This window comes from Pseudoclavibacter sp. 8L (assembly GCF_902506465.1).
In the GTDB taxonomy this organism is placed as follows: domain Bacteria; phylum Actinomycetota; class Actinomycetes; order Actinomycetales; family Microbacteriaceae; genus Pseudoclavibacter.
The window spans coordinates 1,741,002-1,762,026 of record NZ_LR733186.1 but is presented as its reverse complement, the minus strand read 5'-3'; the positions used below and the strand labels follow the sequence as shown (position 1 = coordinate 1,762,026).

20 protein-coding genes and 1 pseudogene are annotated in these 21,025 nt (G+C 69.1%); 10 read left to right on the top strand and 11 right to left on the bottom strand.

The window, feature by feature from the left end:
• Positions 1-14 precede the first annotated feature (14 nt).
• The 6 genes from GV007_RS15005 to GV007_RS14980 form a co-directional block, all read right to left on the bottom strand.
• Positions 15-1,169, bottom strand: coding sequence for a zeta toxin family protein (locus GV007_RS15005; protein WP_160073804.1), 1,155 nt, complete (start codon positions 1,167-1,169; stop codon positions 15-17).
• Positions 1,166-1,432: a hypothetical protein gene (locus GV007_RS15000; protein WP_160073802.1), complete on the bottom strand. Its 267-nt coding sequence runs from the start codon at positions 1,430-1,432 to the stop codon at positions 1,166-1,168. The genes GV007_RS15005 and GV007_RS15000 overlap by 4 nt, the downstream gene beginning before the upstream one ends.
• A gap of 49 nt (positions 1,433-1,481) precedes the next feature.
• A complete protein-coding gene (locus tag GV007_RS14995) occupies positions 1,482-1,820 on the bottom strand; it encodes a hypothetical protein (RefSeq protein ID WP_160073800.1) in 339 nt (112 codons plus the stop codon).
• Between the two features lie 131 nt (positions 1,821-1,951).
• Positions 1,952-3,502 (bottom strand): maltokinase N-terminal cap-like domain-containing protein, encoded by a 1,551-nt coding sequence (locus GV007_RS14990; RefSeq protein ID WP_160073798.1) that lies wholly within the window; start codon positions 3,500-3,502, stop codon positions 1,952-1,954.
• 77 nt (positions 3,503-3,579) lie between these two features.
• Entirely contained in the window at positions 3,580-4,701 is a 1,122-nt protein-coding gene (locus tag GV007_RS14985) for a class I SAM-dependent methyltransferase (RefSeq protein WP_160073796.1), read from the bottom strand.
• 2 nt (positions 4,702-4,703) lie between these two features.
• The gene (locus GV007_RS14980; protein ID WP_160073794.1) at positions 4,704-5,144 is read right to left on the bottom strand and encodes a pyridoxamine 5'-phosphate oxidase family protein; all 441 of its coding nucleotides are present in this window, start codon (positions 5,142-5,144) and stop codon (positions 4,704-4,706) included.
• 154 nt (positions 5,145-5,298) lie between these two features.
• Here GV007_RS14980 and GV007_RS14975 point away from each other — a divergent pair, with 154 nt between their 5' ends.
• Positions 5,299-5,547, top strand: a complete 249-nt coding sequence (locus GV007_RS14975; protein ID WP_104239727.1) for a DUF6458 family protein — start codon at positions 5,299-5,301, stop codon at positions 5,545-5,547.
• A 37-nt stretch (positions 5,548-5,584) separates the two neighbouring features.
• Here GV007_RS14975 and GV007_RS14970 read toward each other — a convergent pair whose 3' ends face one another.
• On the bottom strand, positions 5,585-6,961 hold the full coding sequence (locus tag GV007_RS14970) for an NAD-dependent succinate-semialdehyde dehydrogenase (protein WP_160073792.1): 1,377 nt from the start codon (positions 6,959-6,961) through the stop codon (positions 5,585-5,587).
• 128 nt (positions 6,962-7,089) lie between these two features.
• Between GV007_RS14970 and GV007_RS19285 the strand changes: the two are divergent.
• The 4 genes and pseudogenes from GV007_RS19285 to GV007_RS14950 form a co-directional block, all read left to right on the top strand.
• Positions 7,090-7,557: pseudogene (locus tag GV007_RS19285) on the top strand (aldehyde dehydrogenase family protein); the annotation flags it as partial.
• A gap of 350 nt (positions 7,558-7,907) precedes the next feature.
• Positions 7,908-8,489 (top strand): DUF6286 domain-containing protein, encoded by a 582-nt coding sequence (locus GV007_RS14960; RefSeq protein ID WP_160073788.1) that lies wholly within the window; start codon positions 7,908-7,910, stop codon positions 8,487-8,489.
• Positions 8,486-9,091, top strand: a complete 606-nt coding sequence (locus tag GV007_RS14955) for a hypothetical protein (RefSeq protein WP_160073786.1) — start codon at positions 8,486-8,488, stop codon at positions 9,089-9,091. The genes GV007_RS14960 and GV007_RS14955 overlap by 4 nt, the downstream gene beginning before the upstream one ends.
• A gap of 64 nt (positions 9,092-9,155) precedes the next feature.
• Positions 9,156-9,329 (top strand): CsbD family protein, encoded by a 174-nt coding sequence (locus GV007_RS14950; protein WP_160073784.1) that lies wholly within the window; start codon positions 9,156-9,158, stop codon positions 9,327-9,329.
• Positions 9,330-9,442: 113 nt separating this feature from the next.
• On the opposite strand, the gene GV007_RS14945 is transcribed toward GV007_RS14950, so the two are convergent.
• Positions 9,443-10,774 carry an NtaA/DmoA family FMN-dependent monooxygenase gene (locus tag GV007_RS14945; protein WP_160073782.1) on the bottom strand — a complete coding sequence of 444 codons (1,332 nt, stop codon included), beginning with the start codon at positions 10,772-10,774 and terminating at the stop codon, positions 9,443-9,445.
• Between the two features lie 155 nt (positions 10,775-10,929).
• Here GV007_RS14945 and GV007_RS14940 point away from each other — a divergent pair, with 155 nt between their 5' ends.
• Positions 10,930-11,544: a TetR/AcrR family transcriptional regulator gene (locus GV007_RS14940; protein WP_160073780.1), complete on the top strand. Its 615-nt coding sequence runs from the start codon at positions 10,930-10,932 to the stop codon at positions 11,542-11,544.
• Positions 11,499-12,248: an NADPH-dependent F420 reductase gene (locus tag GV007_RS14935; protein WP_236558525.1), complete on the top strand. Its 750-nt coding sequence runs from the start codon at positions 11,499-11,501 to the stop codon at positions 12,246-12,248. The genes GV007_RS14940 and GV007_RS14935 overlap by 46 nt, the downstream gene beginning before the upstream one ends.
• A 15-nt stretch (positions 12,249-12,263) precedes the next feature.
• Here GV007_RS14935 and GV007_RS14930 read toward each other — a convergent pair whose 3' ends face one another.
• Positions 12,264-13,127, bottom strand: a complete 864-nt coding sequence (locus GV007_RS14930) for an alpha/beta fold hydrolase (RefSeq protein ID WP_201297717.1) — start codon at positions 13,125-13,127, stop codon at positions 12,264-12,266.
• An 86-nt stretch (positions 13,128-13,213) separates the two neighbouring features.
• The gene (gene ppsA / locus GV007_RS14925; protein WP_160073776.1) at positions 13,214-15,631 is read right to left on the bottom strand and encodes a phosphoenolpyruvate synthase; all 2,418 of its coding nucleotides are present in this window, start codon (positions 15,629-15,631) and stop codon (positions 13,214-13,216) included.
• Between the two features lie 125 nt (positions 15,632-15,756).
• Between ppsA and GV007_RS14920 the strand changes: the two genes are divergently transcribed.
• Both GV007_RS14920 and GV007_RS14915 read left to right on the top strand, forming a co-directional pair.
• Positions 15,757-17,196 carry a helix-turn-helix domain-containing protein gene (locus GV007_RS14920; RefSeq protein ID WP_160073774.1) on the top strand — a complete coding sequence of 480 codons (1,440 nt, stop codon included), beginning with the start codon at positions 15,757-15,759 and terminating at the stop codon, positions 17,194-17,196.
• Between the two features lie 47 nt (positions 17,197-17,243).
• A complete protein-coding gene (locus GV007_RS14915; protein WP_160073772.1) occupies positions 17,244-19,481 on the top strand; it encodes a beta-glucosidase family protein in 2,238 nt (745 codons plus the stop codon).
• A gap of 71 nt (positions 19,482-19,552) precedes the next feature.
• Here GV007_RS14915 and GV007_RS14910 read toward each other — a convergent pair whose 3' ends face one another.
• Positions 19,553-20,155 (bottom strand): TetR/AcrR family transcriptional regulator, encoded by a 603-nt coding sequence (locus GV007_RS14910; RefSeq protein ID WP_160073770.1) that lies wholly within the window; start codon positions 20,153-20,155, stop codon positions 19,553-19,555.
• A 155-nt stretch (positions 20,156-20,310) separates the two neighbouring features.
• On the opposite strand from GV007_RS14910, the gene GV007_RS14905 reads away from it, so the two are divergent.
• Positions 20,311-21,024 carry an SDR family oxidoreductase gene (locus GV007_RS14905; protein WP_160073768.1) on the top strand — a complete coding sequence of 238 codons (714 nt, stop codon included), beginning with the start codon at positions 20,311-20,313 and terminating at the stop codon, positions 21,022-21,024.
• Position 21,025 lies beyond the last annotated feature (1 nt).

Sequence of the window (21,025 nt, the reverse complement as noted above, 5' to 3'; positions counted from 1 at the left end):
TGCCGTGCCGGAAGTCAGCGTTCGTAGCGTTCGTGCTGCGGGGGTGCCTGCTGCGTGCGTGCGCGGGTGGATGTGTGCGACGGGGATGGGTCGGCGAGTGGGCCGGTGGTGTGGCCGAGCGCTGTGGCGAGCTCGGTGGTGAGGCGCGGGGTCTGTGCGCGGTGCTCGACCGCGCCCGTTTGAGGGGACCACTCGTTGTGACCGATGGCTTCTCGTGCTGCGCTGGTTCGGGCGCCGAGGGCCGCGAGTCTTGCCGATGCCTCCGTGTGAGCGGGGCTCTGCATGCTGTGGGCGCGGGCTGCGATGTGGGTTGCGTCGGTTCGGAGGTCGTCGATGGTGGCGAGCACGTCGCTGCCGAGGTCGGCTTGTCGGAGCACGAAGTTCGCGTCTCGGTCGAGTGTCGCGAGCCAGGTGTTCGCATCTCTCGGGGTGAGGCTGTGGAGGTTGCGTCCGGCGATGACGGCGGCTCGGGCGTCGGCGCCGTCGCGCGTGCCGGCTGTGCTCGCGGCCTTCGTGTCGATGTCGGCGGCGTGGAGGGTGCGGCCGGCGCGGTCGACGACGAGCACCCGGTCGACGTGCCCCTCGGCGATGACTCGTTCGAGCGACTTCGGCATCTGCTCGGCAGCGACGTCGTGGAACGCTTGTGGGGTCCACCTGCCGGCCCCTTGGTCGCGGACCTGTTCCGCGTAGCGCGAGAGCACGCCGAGCCGCGAGACCGCTTCGGGCACGGCAAGCGCGCGGACCTCGACGCGGTAGCCGGCAGCGCGGAACTCCTTGGCTGTCGCGACAACGGCGTCCGGCTGTCGGAACGTCGTCTCGAACACCACGGATGCCTGACGTTCCCGCAGGTAGTCGCTCGACATGCGCGCCCACGCGCCGGCAGCCTGCGCCGTCACCTCCGGCATGCGAAGCGGGTCCTCCCGCATGACGCGGGCGAAATCAGGGTGGAACCGTCGCAGCTCGTCTCCCACAACAGCTACGGCTCCACCACGTTCCTGGGTTGCTCGCGAGACAACTCGCGTCTTACCCGCTCCCGGTTGAGCCCCGACGAGGATCAAACTCGCGGAGCCAGGCTCGACGCGGGCGAGGCGAGCGTCAACCCAAGGCCTCACCGCCTCGTCGAAGATCTTGGACAGCTCGTCCGATCTCAGGTCGCGGCCGGCGTTCATCCCTGATCGTCCTCCGCACGGAACCTCTCGACGAACTCGGCGCGCTTGGCCTGCACGTCCACGAGCGAGAAGCTGTCAACCGCATCAGCCTCCAGACTCACCGCAATATTCTTCTGCAACCACAAGTCGCGTTCGTCGGTGCTGGTTGCGAGGTGCCATCGCTCCATATACAGCCCACCGAGCCGGTTCGCGGCTTCGCGCATGGCGTCGTAGATCATCGGGTCGTAGTCGTCGCTGGGCTCGTCGCTGGGCATGTCGGTCATGTTCGTCCTCTCGTGGTGCGTTTCTTCCAAGGCCCCATCACCGTCGCGCTCACCCGGCGCCCCGGAGTGCCCTGTCGCCGCCGCGCCCGCCGCCGACGATGCTCGCCTCTGCTCGGTGCCGCTCCAACAGTTCGTTCCGCTTCCGGACAACGCTCACGTTCGACTGGGCATCGACACCCGCGACTTCCTCGCGGAGTTCGGCGAGCTTTCCCAGCCACCGCCTGGACTCGAGGTCGCTGCGGGCACGCGCTGCTCGCGCGGCGTAGAACGCGGCAAGCCTGCCGCCCGCATCCAGCAGCAGGTCGTACACCTCAGGCGAGTAGCCTCCCGCGCTCGGCACCCCTCGCGGTTCGCCGGGCGAACTGTCGAACGTCGTGGTGCGCGGCACGTGCATCCTCCCGATTGCGTACTCGCGAACCTACTCGCGGCGCGACGCCCGGAACAGTTGGGGAACATATCTGTGGACAACGGCAGCTCCGACTGCGCACCGCGGTCGACTCCGGCGGCCGGCGGTGCCCCCTAGGCGAGGATGCGCTGCACGGCACGCACGGGAATCCTGAGCCAGGCAGGCCGCTGAGATGCCTCGTAGATCACTTCGTACAGCGCCTTGTCGAGCTCGAAGACCCTGATGAGCGCGGCCGACTCCGCAGCGCTCAGCGGCAGCGGGCTCGACTGATCCCCCTGCGAGAACGAACCAGCCCCACCTCTCGCGCCGCGCGCATCGCTGGCATCGTGCGAGTCACGCGCCTGGCGGTGCGCGGCCCGGCCGTCGAGCGTGATCGCGCCCGTATGACGTCCGATTCGCTCTTCGCCACTCACGGCCGCCGCGTAGCCGTTGAGGAACGATTGACGCGCACGGGCGGCCCAGTCACCGGCGACATCCCGCCCAGTCGTCATCTCCAGCGACCCGGCGACGTAATCGAATGATCGAAGGATGCCCGCGATGTCACGCTGCGGGGCATCCGCCGTATTGCGCTGCTCGATGCTGCGCAGCGGCTCGCCCTCGAAGTCGAGGAACACCCAGCCGCTGCCCTCCACGGCAAGCACCTGACCCAAGTGCAGGTCGCCGTGCACCCGCTGCAGCGTTGGCCAGTGCATCTCGGCGGCGTGCGCGTAGACCTCCTCCGCTGCACCCCGCAGGCGCTCGAGGGCCGGGGCGACGGCGATGGCCGCATCCAGGCGCTGTCGCATGGCATCGACCTCGGCCTGCACCTTCGGGGCGCTCGCCTCGACGCTCGGCAGCACCTCGCGAAGTGTGCGGTGCACCTCGGCGGTCGCCTCGCCGAGCGTGTACGCGGCATCACCGAAGTCGTCGCCCGTCTCGGCGGCGCGCAGCGCCACCCGCCACGCATCCTCGACGCCGGGGAGGAACTCCTGCGCGAACACGAAGTTGCCGGAGGCACGTCCGCTGCTGACGCGCGGGTCGGGCCAGTAGCCCGAAAGGTGGCCGATGGCGGGCGGCACACGCACGGAACCTGCCGCGGCGAGCGCCGACTGGAGTGTCACCTCCGGGTTCTCGCCATCGTGCAGCATGCGGAAGACCTTGAGGATGAGCGGCGCAGCGGCACTCCCATCTGGCATGCGCATCTCGCAGATGATCGACGAGTTCGACTGCTCGCCAGACAGCACCCGACTCGTCACGAAGCTGCCGAGCACCGCGCCGGGCATCGGCAGTCCGTACGCAGCGATGTCCCTCCGCCCACCGGCCCCCGCCGCGTGCCCCTCGCGCTCGAGCAGCGCAAGGAGCGCCCGAGCGAACGCGATGTCGTGCGGACCATCGACGACGGCGCTCACACGTCCGGCTGCGTTGCTGATCGACCCGATGTACCCGAGTGCGGGAACACGCGCATCCACCTCGCGGAGCACGATCGGCACCTGGTACACGACCGGGACGTCGCCGGAGGAATCGAGGATGCACGGCACCGTGACGAGATGCACCCCGGCCTCCCCGTTCGGGTTGGCGAGCACGTAGCTACCGAGGTGCGTGAGCTGCGGCGTCTGACCCTCACCGCCCGAGTACCAGCGCTGCTTCGGCATCCAGTCGCGAAGCATGTGGATGAGATCGGTCATTGCGCCTCCGGTTCAGTTCCCCAGCCTACCGACCGGATGCCCGCCCGGAGGCGCGAATCCGCCACTTCTCGTCGCGATCAGCCGCGCCTGCGACTGAGCACCACCGTGAACTTGGCACCGCGCGAGATCTGCGTGCTGGGGCCGACGATTCGCTCGAGCGCCGCACGGTGGGCCAGACCCGAGTTGAACACCGTGAGCATGCAGGCGCCGGGCCTCAGCATGCGCGCGGCCTGCTCGAACAGCGGATGCGCCATGTCCTCGACCACCTCGTGCCGGTCGTGGAACGGCGGGTTGAGGAGGAGCACATCCACGGAACCGGTCTCGATGCTCGACCCCGCGTCTTCGCGGCGCACCTCGACCCTGTCTTCGACGCCCGCAATGCGCACCGTCTCGCGAGCGGAGGACACGGCAGCCCAGGATCGATCGCTCGCGATCACCTCGAGCTCCGGTCGCAGCCTCGCGACCGCGACGGCGAGCACGCCCGTGCCGCAGCCGAGGTCGACGGCGAGGCCCGCCTGCGGGAGCTCGTCCGCGGGAAGGTCCTGCAGGGCCGAGAGCAGCTCGCGCGTGCCCAGATCGAGGCGCGGGCCCGCGAACGCGCCACCGTGGCTCGCGATCGAGAAGCCCAGCTCATCTGAGCTCTGCACGATCGGATACGCCGACGCCGCGCCTCTCAGCTCCGGCTTCGGGGCGCTCGCGTGCAGCACCCTCGACTTCTGCCTGCCGAGGCTCGCCGTCACACTCTCGAACGAACGCTCGAGGGTCTCGTTCATTCCGCGGCTCATGTGCTTGATGCGTCCGCCAGCGACGATCCGCACCTCTGGATGCGCGTGCGCCGCGACGAGGCGCGCGATCTCATCGAGTTCCGCGAGCGACTTCGGCAGGCGCAGCAGCACGAGGCGAACGCCGTCGAACAGCCCCGGCTCCAAGCCGAAGCGAACGGCCTTGAGCGAACGGAAGCTCGCCCGCACTGCATCGTCGCTCGCCCGCTCCTCCGAGACGGCGTCGTGGAAGGTGCGGACCGTGTCCAGGTCGAAGCGCTCCGCGGCCGCGACGGCCAGCGCACCCGTGGCGTCGCCGACAACCGCGAGCGGCGCATCCACCACACCCAGCTCGGCGGCTTCATCGAGGATGAGCCGGTCGACGGGGTCGGGCTCCGTGACACCGGAAGCGGCGGCACTCAACAGGGAATCCGGCATGCCTAGGCGATGGTGTCGATGAGGGGCTCGGCCTCTTCACCGGTGATGTAGCGACGGCCAGAGACCTCGGCGACCGAGATCGCCACGTACTCGTTCTTGGGTGCCGCGATGAGCGGGCGCACGCCGAGCTCCTCCGCCTTCTCGAGCTCCGCCTCGGTGCTCAGCACCCGGGCTCCCCCGCGTGCCACGAGGCTCGTCGCGAATCCGTCGCCCAGGGCGTCCGACTGGAACACGACCTCCTTGGCGATGGATGCCCCCGCGAGCTTGAAGCCGGGCGCCGACTTGAAGACGATCTCACCATCGCGCTCGCTGAACACGATGTTGATCGGATAGATCTCCACACGGCCGTTCACGGCGAACGCGATGCGACCGAACGTCGTCGCGCGCAGCAGATCGCGGCTTTCCTCGTCGCTCAGGACGGTGATCAGTTGCTCGTCTTCCATGCGTCCATCATGGCCTGATCGACGCCCCGTCGCCTGACCGATTCTCGTCGCCGAGCACGAATCGACATCTGGGAGTCGAGATACGACGCGAGCGGTGCGAAACTTGAGGCATCCCCCGAGCGACGTCCGCTCGATCCGACACGGAGGTCATCCAATGGGCTACGGCAGCGGCATCGCACTCATCGTCATCGGCGCCATCCTGGCGTTTGCCATCAACATCGACCTCGACGGTTTCGTCGATCTCAAGACCATCGGCTACATCCTCATGGGTGCTGGCGTCGTCGTGTTCATCCTGAGCCTCGTCACGGCGCTGCGCCGCAAGCAGTCGACGTCGACGACCCGGAAGGTCATCGACCCCAACACGGGCCAGGAAGTCATCGAGCGCACGAACCGCAGCAACTGACCTGAACGGTCAGCGCTGAGCTCGGCACCCGCTGCGCTCAGGCGGAGACGAAGAACAGGCGCTTGTTGGCGAACTCGCCGATGCCGATGGGTCCCATCTCGCGTCCGAAGCCCGAGTTCTTGACCCCGCCGAACGGCAGCTCTGCAGCCTCCGCCGCGATCGTGTTGACGTGCGCCATGCCCACCTCGAGGCGCTGCGCGATACGGGTCGCGCGCGCTTCGTCGGTCGAGAAGACCGAGCCACCGAGACCAAGCGCGCAGTCGTTCGCGAGATCGACCGCCTCCTCGTCACTCGACACTCGGTAGACCGTCGCGACGGGACCGAAGAGCTCGACGCCGTACGACTCGGAGTCGCGTGGGACACCGGTGAGCACGGCCGGCGAGTAGTGGGCTCCCGGGCCATCGGACAGCACTCCGCCGATCTCAAGCGTCGCGCCCTCCGCGACCGCCTTCTGCACCTGAGCATCCACGGTCTCGGCCGCCGCTCGGCTGGACATCGGCGCGAACTGGCCCTCGGCCATCTCGAGCTGGTCGCCGGGGACGAGTCCCGTCGCGAGCTTCTTCAGCTCCTCGACGAACTCGTCGTAGATGTCGTCCATGACGATGAGACGCTTGTTCGAGTTGCAGACCTGGCCCACGTTGTAGACGCGGAAGTCCCACGCCTGCTTCGCAACAGCCGCGACGTCATCCGAGTCGAGCACGATCATGGGGTCGATGCCGCCGAGCTCGAGCACGCACTTCTTCAGGTTCCGGCCCGCCTGCGCCCCGATGATCGCCCCAGCACGTTCGGAGCCCGTGAGCGAGATTCCCTGCACGCGGGAGTCGGCGATGAGCGTCGCGATCTGATCGTGCGACGCGAAGACGTTCTGGTAGCCGCCGACCGGGACGCCAGCCTGCTCCATGATCTCCTGGATGGTCAGGGCCGACCGCGCGCAGATGTCCGCGTGCTTGAGCAGGATGGTGTTGCCCAGCACGAGGTTCGGTGCCGCGAAGCGCGCCACCTGGTAGTAGGGGAAGTTCCACGGCATGACGCCGAGCAGGGTGCCGACCGGACGATGCTCGATGAACGCCTTGCCGGGGATGGTGCTTGGGATCTCGGCGTCGGTGATGAGGCTCGGGCCGTGCACGCCGTAGTAGTCGATGATCGACGCAGCGAACTCGACCTCGTCGATCGACTCCTGCACGGACTTGCCCATCTCGACGGCGATGAGGTGGGCGAGCTCGTCCTTGCGCTCGAGGAAGATCTCGGCGACGCGTCGCACGACGGCGGCCCGCTCCTGCACGCTGCGCTCACGCCATTCCCGGTAGACGGTGTCGGCGCTCGTGACGGCCTGCTCGATCTCCGCATCCGTCGCGTCGTCGAACCTCTCGATGATCTCGCCGGTCGCGGGATTCTGCACTCGGTACTCGGACATTTCGCTCCTCGGTCGCACGGTTCGTCGGTGCCAGTCTGTCGCAAAACCCGATGCCAGTTTGGTCGAATACCGGCACGCGGCTCTACAAAGCCGCCATTCGAACGTCGGTGGCCGTCCGTAGGCTGACCATGCTTTCAGCCCGAACCAGCCCGCACCCCGAGGAGTATCACGTGGACTCTGCCCTTCCCACGATCCAGCACTGGATCGATGGCGCCCCCTCGACCTCGACGCCTGCGCGCACCTCGCCCGTCTTCAACCCCGCCCTTGGCGTCGCCACCAAGCAGGTCGCGCTCGCCGAGCAGGCGGAGATCGACGCGGCGGTAGCGGCGGCGAAGGCGGCGTTCCCTGCGTGGTCGAACGCCTCCGTCGCGAAGCGCCAAGGAGTGCTGTTCCGCTTCCGTGAGCTGTTGAACGAGCGGAAGCTCGAGCTCGCGCGCATCATCACCTCCGAGCACGGCAAGGTCGTCTCCGATGCCGCTGGCGAGATCCAGCGGGGCCTCGAGGTCGTGGAGCTCGCGACCGGGTTCCCCCACATCATGAAGGGCGACTTCACCGAGAACGCCTCCACCGGCGTCGACGTGTTCTCCATCAAGCAGGCCCCGGCGCAGCGAGGCACAACACGACTCACCGCGAAGGCCCTGACTCGTGTCGCGTCAGCTGTCGCCGGTGACGCCCTCGGGGTCGACGCTGGCAGCGTCAACGTCGACCTCGACGACCACAACGGCAACCTCGCGCTGCGTGTGCGGACCCCCATCCGGGTTCCGTCACTCGCCCGAATCCGTGAGCAGCCGAACGCGCTCGCGCGCAGCGGCGGTCCACTCCTGGAGCGGGTCGAGAACGCCAAGACAACCATCCGAGACCGCGTGCAGAGCCTCACGGGCTCCCACGTGGACCAGGTCACCGTGCGTGTGACCGGGCTCGAGATCAAACCAGAGGAGCGAGTCAGATGAGCAGCCACACGTCGCTCTACTCCCGCGTCTCCCGGCGCGAGACGCACTCCCCTCGGTCGGCGCTCGCGATCACCCTCGCCGTGCTGCTGATCATCGTGGCTGCCTGGGTCGGCACCGAGGTGGTGCTCGCGCTCCTCGCACTCCCGGCGCTCCTCGTGGCACCGGTCGACATGTTCGCCTCGACACTTGGTGTGCTCGAGCAGCCCGCCCAGTACGTCGGCCCCGCCGGCGTCGTCGTGGCCGTCATCGGGCTGATCCTGCTCATCGCCGGGCTCGCCCCCGGTCGCCGTTCCCGTCACGTCCTGCGCTCGTCGCGGACCGCCACCGTCGCGGACAACGCGGTCATCGCCTCCGCGCTGGCCAGGCACGCGGCCCTCGCCGGCAGCGTCAGCCCCGACAACGTCACCGTCTCGGTGTCGCACCGCCGCGCAGACGTCCACCTCACGCCCGCCTCCGGCGTGCCCGTCGACGCCGCGTCCATCGAAGCGGCCGTCAAACAGCAGCTCGAGCAGTACGAGCTCACCCCGCGCGTCACCGCCAAGGTGCGCGTCGCAGAGAACGGGAAGGTCGGCGCATGAACAGCACGAACCGAGGCCTGAACCGCCTCCTCATCATCGTCACGGGGCTCCTTCTGCTCATCGTGGGCGCCGCCGCCGCGATCGGCGTGTGGCTGCCGGGAGCGAAGGACACCTGGACCCCCATCTCCGAAACCGTCAACACACAGGTCGGGAGCTGGCTCCAGCAGACACCCTTCCCCGGCACCGACTTCAGCTGGCTGATGATCGCCGTCGTCGCCGTCCTCGTGGTGGGCATCATCCTGCTCCTCGCCTTCACCCTCCGACAGGGGCAAGGGCGGACGGGAACCCTCATCCACGACCGCAGCTCGGACACGGGACGCACCGTCGTCGACGTGTCCGTCGCACGCGACGCCCTCGCTGACGCACTCGGCACGCGGGAGGAGTTTCTCTCGACCAGCGTCTCCGCGTACGAAGTGAGGCGCACTCCGACACTCAAGGTCTCGGCGACCTGCCGACGCGGCGTCTCGCCCAGAGACGCGACGGCGATCGTCGAGCAGAACCTCGAGGCGCTCGACGCGCTCCTCGGCCAGAAGGTACCGGTCCTGCTGCAGCTGAGCGGCGGATTCCGCGCCAAGGTACAGCAGTCGACGCGCCTCCAGTAACCACGACTCCCCACCGCGGCACCCCGATTCCGAGGAACCGCACCCCCAACAGAAAGGAACTGCCATGAGCGCAGGAGACAAGATCAAGAACGCAGCAGAAGAATTCGGCGGCAAGGCCAAGGAAGCCCTCGGCAAGGCCACCGACAACGACAAGCTCGTCGCAGAGGGCAAGGCCGACCAGGCCAAGGCCAACGTGAAGCAGGCGGGCGAAGACGTCAAGGACGCCTTCAAGAAGTAGCTCTCATCATCACGCCAAAGCGGCAGCCGACTCGGTCGGCTGCCGCTTCTGCGTGCCCTGCCAGTCGCCGACTTGCAGGCTCCGCGTCGTCAGGCGGCTCGAGCAACGCTTGCCTAGGCGACCCGCGGGTCCCGACCGTACTGCGCAGGGGCCACAAGGTGCTCTCGGAGCGTGGCGCCCGCGTAGTCGTCGGGGTAGATGCCCCGCTCTTGCAGAAGGGGGACCACCTCGTCGACGAACGCATCGATGCCGTCCTCGTTGACGTCGACTGACACCCAGAAGCCGTCGCAGGCGCCAGCCTCGAACCACTCCTGCATGTGGTCGGCGACCACATTCGCCGGGCCGACGGGCGTCGGGTGATAGTCGATGACGCCGTGCGCCAGGATGTCGCGGATCGTCCACCCCTCCCGGGCGATCTCGAGGGCCCTCGCCGAGCGCGGGTCGTACGGGTTCGGACTCGCGGCGGCCAGCTGGCCCGCGGTCAGCGGCTTGTCGATCTGTACCGGATCCAGGGCCGATGGCAGGTTCAGCATCTGGCCCAGGTAGCCGACGCGCGCAGGTGCGGAGAGCTCACCGAGCGCAACGCGGCGATCGAGCGCCTCACGCTTGGTCTTGCCGAGTGCTGGCATCACCCCGGCGAAGAACTTCACGTCGTCGGGGTCGCGACCGGCTGCTTGCGCGGCTTCCCGGAGGGCGTTCCGCTGCTCCCGCGCATCTTCGATCGTGAACACGGCCCCGATGACACCGCTCGCGTGACGACCGGCGATCTCGGCCCCGCTGGCTCCACCGCCGGCCGAGAAGATGACGGGCTGCCCCTGCTCCGAGGGTGGGATGTTGAGTGGCCCCCGGGACGCGACGTACTGTCCCTGCAGGTTGATCGGCCGAATCTTGTCGCGGTCGGCGAACTGCCCCGTCGCCGTGTCCTTGACCCAGGCGTCCTGCTGCCAGCTGCCCCAGAGTGCCTCGACGATCTGGATCGTCTCGTGGGCTCGCTGATACCGCTCGGGCCTCGGCGCGACGACCTGCCCGAAGTTGGCGGCCGCCCCCGGGTCGCTCGTCGTGACCGCGTTCCACCCCGCGCGGCCGTGGCTCATGATGTCGAGTGCCTTGAACTGGCGCGCGATGGTGAACGGCTCGTTGAAGGTCGTGGATGCGGTAGCGACCAGGCCGATCCGATCGGTCTCGCGGGCGATCGCGGCGAGCGTCATCAGCGGATCGATGGAGATCATGAACGATTCACGGGACAGGTCGACCTGCTCGCCCGGGAAGTCCGGGAAGAACAGGAACGCGAACTTGCCGCGCTCCGCGGCCTGGGCATACCGGACCTGCGCGTCGAAGCTCGTGTAGTTGGCCGGGTCCACGCCGGGAGCACGCCATGCTGAGCTCTGCGAGCCGTATCCGCTGCCGATGTGCAGCCCGAGGATCATCTTGCTCTTGGCCGTCATGTGCTTCGCTTTCTGTCGATATCCGAGTACGTGCGAGGACGTCTGCGCGCGTCTCGTGGTGGTGCGAGGCCTGGCATCCGCAGCGAAAAGGAGATACTCTCCATTTCAGAAGGACGATACGGAGACCCTCTCCCTTTTGTCAACCGAGGTGCCAAATGATTGCAGGAACCGCGGGAAGAGTCCGCGCCCCACGAGCCGATGCCCGTCGCAACCGCGACCACATCCTCGACACCGCAGAGCAGTACTTCTCAGAGCACGGGGTCACTGGCTCGCTCGACGCGATCGCGAAGCGCGCTGGCATCGGTGCCGGCACGCTCTACCGCCACTTCCCCACCCGCGAGGCGCTGCTCGCCGCCCTGCTCACGGCACGCGACGAAACGCTCGTGGCCCGCCGCGACGAGCTCGGCGCTTCCGCCGAGGACGCAGCAGAGGCCCTGGACGGCTGGCTGAACGCGGTCACCGAATGGGCATGCGCCTTCGATGGGCTCCCCGAGCCGCTGCGCGTCGCGACGACCACCGAGCTGTCCCCCCTAGCGCTGACCTGCCAGGGCTTCATCACGACGACCGAGGAATTCCTCCTCGCCGCGCAGCGCGAGGGAAGCGCGCGCACCGACATCCGCGCGCTCGACCTCTTCCTCGCGGCGCTCGCAGCCAGCTGGGTGCGAGGCGCCGCGATGGCGGATGAAGCTTCCGGCGCCGCACTCGCGAAGCTCACGAGAAGCGGATGGGAACTCGAACCCAATCACTCGAACACGAGGAGAACAGCATGAAGCGCATCGGAATCATCGGCAGCGGATCCATCGGAGCAGCGGTCGCCCGCCTGGCGGTCGCCGCGGATTGGGAGGTGCTGATCGCCAACTCGCGCGGGCCCGCATCGCTCTCGGGACTCATCGAGGAGCTCGGCCCACTGGCGCGAGCCGGCGAGGTTCAGGAGGCCGTCGAGTTCGGCGACATCCCCGTGCTGGCCGTGCCGCTGGCGGCCTACCCCAAGCTCCCCCAGGCCACCTTCACGGGGAGGACAGTCCTGTCAACAGGGAACTACTACCCCCACCGCGACGGGCGCATCGAGCAGCTCGACACCCTCGCCACCACAACCGCCGAATACGAGCAGGCGCTACTTCCGGAAGCACGCATCGTCAAGGCGTTCAACAGCATCCTCTTCACCCACATCCCGAATCTCGCCAACTCGACGCCACGCACCGCGCTGCCGATCGCCGGCGATGACGACGCCGCCAAGGCAGGAGTCTCCGAACTCGTGAACGCTCTCGGCTTCGACACCGTCGATGCCGGCACGCTTGCCGAGTCGTGGCGCTTCGAACCGGAGTCCGGCGCCTACACGCAGATCTACGTAGCCGACCTGGACGCGTTCCGCGCTGACTACCTCAGCGACCCGGGCGCGCCGCTGCCGGCAGACCAGCTCCGGACACTCCTGGAGAAGTCGACTCGAGCGGATGTGGCCGCGCGGGAGTTCTGACCAGGGCGCGCCACCTCAGCCCTGCTGCCTACCCCGCCTGCCCGCGGGATCTCGAACGCCGCTCGTCCACCGCGTGAGCTCAGCCGCGAGCGCCGCGGGAGCGTCCAGCTGGATCAGGTGGCCGGCGCCGTCGATGAGGGTGACCGAGGCGTTCGGGATGCGCTCGCCGAGCCGCTGCGCTCGGTCGCTCGGGATCCAGGTGTCCTCGCGCCCCCAGACGATGTGCACGGGTTCCGTGAGGGTGGCGTAGAGCGGTTCGACCTCCGTCGTGAAGCGCTCGTCGGCCTGCGCGATCTGCCGGTAGAACGCCGACTGCCCCTCCGCATCCGCCCACGGATCCACGAGCATGGCGAGGTCATCTGCGCTCAGGCCCCTACGGCTGGCGCCGCGGATGTACGCCTCCACGGCGCCGCGATGCACCGCGGCCGGCAGCTGCTCGAACACCGGCGCGTGCTCTTTCACGAGGTTGAAGAACGGCGACCCCCACGGCGAGAGGGCGACGACGTCGACGAGTGCCAGCGACGCGTATGCGGCCCCGTGGACCAGTCGAGCACGCAGTGCCACCGCGCCGCCGAAGTCGTGGGCGACGACGTGCGGCCGGTCGAGGCCCCAGGATTCGAGCAGCTCGGCGAACAGCTCGCCCTGTACGCCGAGGTCGACGGCATGCGACGGGTCCTTCGACGAGGAGCCGTAGCCGGGCATGTCCCACAGGTAGACGGTGAACTGCGCGGAGAGGGCCTCCGCGATCGGCCGCCACAGCGCCGACGACCACGGGGTGCCGTGCAGGAAGACGAGGGCTGGCCCTTCCCCGAAGCTGTCCCAGCGCACGGTCCTGCCGCGCCAGGAGAACACGTTGGGCAGGCTCTCGTCGCTCATCATCCACCGATTGTGTCAGCCGCGCGAGCGGCCCCGGTTGTGACGGCGAGCTGGCGTCCCGCTCGAAGGCGGCACGCCAGCCCTCCGCCTCAGAGGTTCGCGGCGAGCCTCGTCCACGTCTCCACGACGCTGTCGGGGTTGAGCGACAGCGAGGAGATGCCCCGGTCGAAGAGGTACTGGGCGAGTTCGGGATGGTCGCTCGGCGCCTGCCCGCAGATGCCGACGTAGCGTCCGTGCTTCGTGCAGGCGTCGATCGCGAGGTCGATGAGGCGAAGCACCGCGGGGTTGCGCTCGTCGAAGCTGTCGGAGATGAGGCCGGAGTCGCGGTCGATGCCGAGCGTCAGCTGCGTGAGATCGTTCGAGCCGATGGAGAAGCCGTCGACGAGCTCCAGGAACTGCTCAGCGAGGAGCGCATTGGAGGGCACCTCGCACATCATGATCACCTCGAGGCCGTTCTGGCCGCGGCGCAACCCGTTCTCCGCGAGGCGTTCGACAACCGCGCGGGCCTCCTCGACCGTGCGCACGAACGGGATCATGACCTTGACGTTCGTGAGCCCCATGTCATCCCGGACAACCCTGATCGCCTCGCACTCGAGCGCGAACGCCTCGGCGAAGTCGTCGGAGATGTACCTCGCGGCACCGCGGAAGCCGAGCATCGGGTTCTCCTCGACGGGCTCGTAGCGGGCGCCCCCGAGCAGCCCCGCGTACTCGTTCGACTTGAAGTCGGAGAGCCGCACGATGACGGGCTTCCCGTCGAACGCGGCGGCGAGCGTCGCGACACCCTCGGCGAGGCGGCGCACGAAGAAGTCGGCGGGAGAGTCGTAGGCGGCGATGCGCTCGTCGATGGCGGCGCGGATGCTCGCCTCCTGGTCGTCGAGCTCGAGCAGCGCACGAGGGTGCACGCCGATCTGGCGGGAGATGACGAACTCCATGCGCGCGAGCCCCACGCCGTCATTCGGCAGGGCGGCGAGCGTGAACGCTGCATCCGGGTTGCCGACGTTGAGCATGATCTTGCCCGGCAGCTCCGGGAAGGAGTCGAGTTCGATGCGCTCGACCTCGATGGGGAGGATGCCGGCGAGCACGGCGCCCGTCTCGCCCTCGGCGCAGGTCACGGTGACCTCGTCGCCGTCCGAGAGGCGCTCGGTCGCGTCGCCGGCCCCGACCACGGCGGGGACGCCGAGTTCGCGGGCGATGATCGCGGCGTGACAGGTACGGCCGCCGCGGTTCGTGACGATCGCGGAGGCGCGCTTCATGATCGGCTCCCAGTCGGGGTCGGTCATGTCGGCGACCAGCACGTCACCCTGGCGGAACTCGCTCATCTGCGAGGGGGAGGTGAGCAGGCGCACGACGCCAGCGCCGATGCGCTGCCCGATCGCCCGACCCTCGACGAGCGTCGCGCTGCGCTCCAGCAGGCTGTGCCGCTCGAGAGTGCCGGCAGCTCGCCGCGAGACGACAGTCTCCGGGCGGGCCTGCAGGATGTAGATGCGTCCGTCGATGCCGTCCTTGCCCCACTCGATGTCCATGGGCCGCCCGTAGTGCTCCTCGATCGCGAGCGCCGCCTCGGCCAGCTCGGTGACCTCGGCATCGGTGACGGAGAACTGGCCCTGCGCATCCAGCGGCGTCTCGACGAACTCGGTGCTGCGCCCGACGCGGGTGTCCTCCGTGAAGACCATGCGGGTCGCCTTGCTGCCGACTCGACGCGACAGCACGGCGGGCCGCCCCTCGCGGAGGGTGCGCTTGTGCACCGTGAACTCGTCGGGGTTGACCGCGCCCTGCACGACCCCCTCGCCCAGCCCGTAGGCGCTCGTCACGAACACGGCGCCGTCGTAGCCCGACTCGGTGTCGACGCTGAACATGACCCCGGCTGCGCCCTCGTCGGAGCGCACCATGCGCTGCACGCCGACGGAGATCGCGATGCCGGTGTGCGCGAAGCCCTGGTGCACGCGGTACGCGATGGCGCGGTCGGTGAAGAGCGACGCGAAGACCTTGCGGGTCGCGGCGAGCACGTTCTCGATGCCCGCGATGTTGAGGAACGTCTCCTGCTGCCCCGCGAACGACGCGTCCGGCAGATCCTCCGCGGTGGCGCTCGAGCGCACTGCGACGAGCAGCTGGCCGTCGGTCTCGGCGTCCAGACGGGCGAAGGCTTCGCGCATGGCTGCTTCGAGCTCCGCGGCGAGCGGGGCGGCTTCGATGCGAGCGCGGATGCGGGCGCCGACGATCGCGAGGCGCGCCACGTCGTCGACGTCGAGGCCCACGATCTCACCGCGGATCCACGCGTCGATGCCCGTCTCACGCAGGTGCCGGTTGAAGGCGCTCGCCGTCGTGGCGAAGCCGTCCGGCACACGCACTCCGGCGTCCGTGAGGTTCGCGATGAGCTCGCCGAGGGAGGCGTTCTTGCCGCCGACCTCGGGGATGTTCGAGAGGCGCACCGCGCTGAAGGGGAGGACGTACGCCTCGTTGCTCGTGGATGCGTCTGCGGAGGTAGGGGGTTCGTGGAGCAGCGTCATGGTGAGTCCTTCTGGGTGTCGTCGTTGACGGTAGTTGCGGGATGAACTCAGTATTCGTCGCGAACTGAGCACTCTTTCGCGGAAATGTGTGTAAAGAATTGCCGTTCTTGCGCTAGCGTCATGCCATGCCCGCCGACGTGTACACCGCCTCCGTGCTCGGAGCCCGCATCCGCCACTACCGCTCGCTCGCGAAGCTCACCCTCGACGACCTCGCGGCTCAGCTCGAGACGAGCCCCAGCCGCATCTCGCTCATCGAGAACGGGCGCCGCGAGCCGAAGCCGTCAGAGCTCCCCTCCTTCGCGAGGGCCCTCGGGGTGACGGTCGAGGACCTCGTGCGCGCCGAGGCGCCGAACAGCCGCGCCGCGCTCGAGCTCGAGCTGAAGCGCGCCCAGTCTTCTCCGCTGTTCGCGGGGCTCGGGCTCCCCAAGCTGCGCGGGGGCAAGGGCATGCCAGACGACACCCTCGAGACGCTCGTCGGCCTGCACCGGGAACTCGAGCGACGCGCGCAGGCCGCTTCTGCGACGCCCGAGGAGGCGCGCATCCGCAACACGCAGCAGCGGGCGTGGATGCGGGAGCGCAATAACTACCTGCCGGAGATCGAGGCGGTCGCCGAGGAGCGCCTCCGCCAGGTCGGGCACGTCGCCGGGGCCCTCACGCACCGCGAGGTGCACCTCATGGTCGAGCAGCTCGGCCTCGAGATCGTCTACGCCGATGACCTCCCCCGTTCCACGCGCAGCATCACCGACCTCGAGAACGGGCGCATCTACCTGCCGCCGGAGTCGATCCCGGGCGGGCACGGGCTGCGCTCCATCGCCCTCCAGGCCGTCGCCCACCGCATCCTGGGCCACACGCCTCCCGACTCGTACGCCGACTTCCTGCGGCAGCGGCTCGAGATCAACTACTTCGCGGCCGCCTGCCTCATCCCGCGCACGCAGGCCGTCGACTTCCTGAGCGCCCGCAAGAAGGACCGCGACCTCGCCGTGGAGGACTTCCGCGATGCCTTCGGCGTCACCCACGAGGCGGCCGCCCTGCGCATGACGAACCTCATGACCGAGCACCTCGGGATGCGGGTGCACTTCCTCCGCGTCGGCGCCGTCGGGGAGGTCTACAAGGCCTACGAGAACGACGATCTCCCCCTGCCGCTCGACGTGACCGGCGCCGTCGAAGGGCAGATCGTCTGCCGCCGCTGGGGTGCGAGGCGTGCGACGGAGATCGAGCACCGAACGACCGAGTTCTGGCAGTACACGGACACGCCCGCCGGCACGTTCTGGAGCACCATCCAGACTGGCCGGTCCGCCGAGGGCGCCTTCTCGATCACCTTCGGGGTGCCGTTCGACGACGCGAAGTACTTCCGCGGCCGCGACACCGAGAACCGCCAGGTGTCGCGCTGCCCCGACGAGACCTGCTGCCGGCGGCCCGACCCGGCCCTCGCAGCACGCTGGTCCGGGCGCGCCTGGCCGAGCGCCCGCCTGCACGCGCAGATCCTCGCCTCCCTCCCGGCTGGCCGGTTCCCAGGCGTCGACGACAGTGAGATCTACGCTTATCTGGAACGCCACGCGCCCTGATCTCCGGGGCGCGAGCACTCCCCCGCACGACAGATCGGAGCACGACGATGACCCACGCTGAGCACCTCGACGACCTCACCCTCGAGGAGAAGGCCTCCCTGACGAGTGGCGGGAGCTTCTGGTCGACGAAGGCGGTCGAGCGTGTCGGCATCCCGGCGGTGACGCTGACGGATGGGCCGCACGGGGTGCGCCTGCAGCGGGAGGGCGGCGACCACCTCGGCCTCGCCGACAGCGTCCCGGCCACGTGCTTCCCGCCCGCCGTCGCGCTCGGCTCGAGCTGGGACGCGGACCTCGTCCGCCGCGTGGGTGTCGCGCTCGGCGAGGAGGCCAAGGCGGAGGGTGTCGGCGTGCTGCTCGGCCCCGGCATCAACATCAAGCGGTCCCCGCTGTGCGGGCGCAACTTCGAGTACTTCTCCGAGGACCCGCTCGTGAGCGGCGTCATGGGCTCGGCCCTCGTCGGCGGCCTGCAGAGCCAGGGCGTCGGGTCGTCGCTCAAGCACTTCGCCGCGAACAACCAGGAGACCGACCGGCTGCGGATCAGCGCCGACGTCGACGAGCGCCCGCTGCGTGAGATCTACCTGCGCGCCTTCCAGCGCGTCGTCACCGAGCAGCAGCCGTGGACCGTCATGTGCTCCTACAACAAGATCAACGGCGTCTACGCCTCCGAGAATCACTGGCTGCTCACCACCGTCCTCCGCGAGGAATGGGGCTACGAGGGCCTCGTCGTCTCCGACTGGGGCGCCGTCGACGACCGCGTCACCGGCATCGCGGCCGGGCTCGACCTCGAGATGCCGGCCAGCGGCGGACGCACGGACGCTCAGCTGGTGGATGCGGTGCGCTCCGGCGACCTCGACGAGCAGCACGTGACCACCGCCGCCCGCCGCGCGCTGGAGCTCGTCGACAAGATCGTCGCGGGCGCAGACGCATCCGCCAGCTACGACGCGGAGGCACACCACGCGCTTGCCCGCGAGGCCGCCGGGCGCAGCATCGTGCTGCTGAAGAACGAGGGCGAGCTGCTGCCACTCGACCCCGCTTCCAGCGAGAGCATCGCGGTGATCGGCGAGTTCGCGCGCACTCCCCGCTACCAGGGCGCCGGCAGCTCGCTCATCAACCCGACCCGGCTCGACGACGCCCTCACGGAGCTGAGCCGGGTCGCCGGCGACCGGGTCCGATTCGCGCCCGGCTTCACGCTCGACGACTCCGGCGACGCCGACGCGCTGCGAGCGGATGCGGTCGAGGCCGCCGCGAGCGCATCCGTCGCGCTCCTCTTCCTCGGCCTGCCCGCGCACGAGGAGTCCGAGGGCTTCGACCGCGCACACATCGACCTCCCCGCCGACCAGCTCGAGCTGCTCGAGGCCGTGCACGCGGCGAACGAGCACGTCGTCGTGGTGCTCTCCAACGGTGGCGTCGTCCGCACCTCGACGTGGCAGGACCTCGCCCCGTCGATCGTCGAGGGCTGGCTCCTCGGGCAGGCCGGCGGCGGCGCGATCGCCGACGTGCTCTTCGGCGTCGTCAACCCGTCCGGGCGCCTCGCCGAGACGGTTCCCGTGCGCCTCGAGGATTCCCCGGCGCACGTCGGGTTCCCCGGCGCGTTCGGCCACGTGCGCTACGGCGAGGACATCTTCGTCGGCTACCGCGGCTACGACGCGCGTGCAAGCGAGGTCTCGTTCCCGTTCGGCCACGGCCTGTCGTACACGAGCTTCGCCTACGACAACCTCGCCGTCGCGGTCGACGACAGCGGTGTGCGCATCCAGGTGGATCTCACCAACACGGGGAGCAGGGACGGCCGCGAGGTCGTGCAGGTCTACACGGGCCTCCCCGGCTCCGCCGTGCCGCGCGCGACGCGCTCGCTCGCTGCGTTCGCCGTCGTCGAGGTGGCTGCCGGCTCGACGGTCCCGGTCACCATCGAGGTGCCTCGCTCCGAGCTCGCCTACTTCCACCCGATCGCCGGGCAGTGGACGGTCGAGGGCGGCGAGTACCTCGTCGAGATTGGTGCCTCGAGCCGCGACCTCCGCGCCTCGACGCAGGTGGCGGTCGCCGGTGACGAGCTCGCGCTCCCCCTCGACGAGACCGCGACGATCGCCGAGTGGCTTGACGACGAGCGGGGTGGCCCGCTGCTGCGCACAGCACTGCTCGAGGGCGACAGCGGCCTGGCCGGAATGCTGGCCGACCCGGAGATGCTCAAGATGCTCGGCTCCATGCCGCTCGGGCGAGTGGCTGCGTTCCCCGGCAGCCCACTCGATGAGGCGGCGCTCGGCGGGCTCGTGCAGAACGCGAAGGGGTAACGGAGAGCGCGAAGAGCGAGCGGAGCACCGGCGACGTGCAGGTTCGGGGATTCCCGGACCGGCACGTCGATTCAGGCGGGCAGCACCGCCCGGACCTGCGCGCGCACCTGCTCGACGAGGTCGTCGTCGGACAGCGAGGCGTTGATCGACGCGGCCATGGTGGTGAACATGATGGCGGAGACGACCTGCGCGAGCGTGCGCGCGGTGTCCTTCGTGGCGGCGGTCTCCCGCTCGATGACGTCGGCGACCAGGTCCTGGGTCTGGCTCGTCAGTGCCAGCGCCTCTGCATGCCGAGGCTCTTCCGGGTCGCCGAAGACCATCTCCCGCAGGTAGGTTCGCCCGTTCTCGATCTGCTTGCGGTTGCACGCGACGACGGGGCGAAGCACGGCGAGCACGCCGTCGAGCGCGCCGGTCGTCTTGGCCGCAGCCGCCCGACCCTCCTCGAGCGCAGTCTCGTACATGGAGTTCTGCACGAGCAGCAGCAGCTCGCCCTTGGTCTTGGCGTAGAGGAACAGCGTTCCGGTGCCAATGTCGGCGCGGTCCGCGATCTCCTGCGTGGTGACGTCATCGACCCCACGCTCGGCGAAGAGCTCGCCAGCAGCCGCCGTGATGCGCTCGAGCTTGTCGAGCTTGTTTCGCTCGCGGCGACCCATCGGGCGGGCGTCGGTGGTCATCCAGATCTCCCCGGGAATAATTCGTGAGCATGCTCAGTTATGAGTTTAGTCGCTAACGTGTGGGTTCGGTACCCGTGCCGATTCTTCCACGCCGCCGCAGCGCCCATCCGCTGCCCCGAGGTCCGCGACAACCCACCGACTAGAAAGAGCCGCACATGCCTTCACTCAACGGAGCAGTTGTCCTCGTCACCGGCGCGAACGGGGGCATCGGCACGAACTTCGTCCGCGAGGCCCTCGCCCGCGGCGCCGCCAAGGTCTACGCCACGGCCCGCACGCCACGAACCTGGGACGACGAGCGGGTCGTGCCCCTCGCCCTCGACGTCACCGACTCGGCATCCATCGCCGCCGTCGTCGAGGCGGCACCCGACGTGACCGTGCTCATCAACAACGCCGGGGCCTCGGTCTCGTCCCCGGGCATCCTGTCGCACAGCGACGAGGAGATCCGGGCGAACGTCGCGACCAACTTCCTCGGACCCGTCTTCCTCGCGCGCGCCTACGCGCCGCTCCTCTCGAACCGTAAGGGCGCAGCCATCATCGACGTGCACTCGGCACTCAGCTGGTACGCGGTCAACGGCATCTACAGCGCCACGAAGGCCGCACTCTGGTCGGCGACGAACTCGCTGCGCCTCGAACTCCAGCCAGCAGGCGTGCACGTCGTGGGCGTCCACGTCGGCTGGGTCGACACGGCCATGGCCGCGCACACCGATGACCCGAAAACCGACCCGGCCGTGCTCGTCTCGAAGGTCTTCGACGCGACCGAGGCAGGCGAGTACGAGGTGCTCGCCGACGAGACGTCGGTGCAGCTGAGGGCAGGACTCAGCGCCCCGCTCGAGGCGGTCTACCCGCAGCTCAGCCGGGCGACCAGCTAGC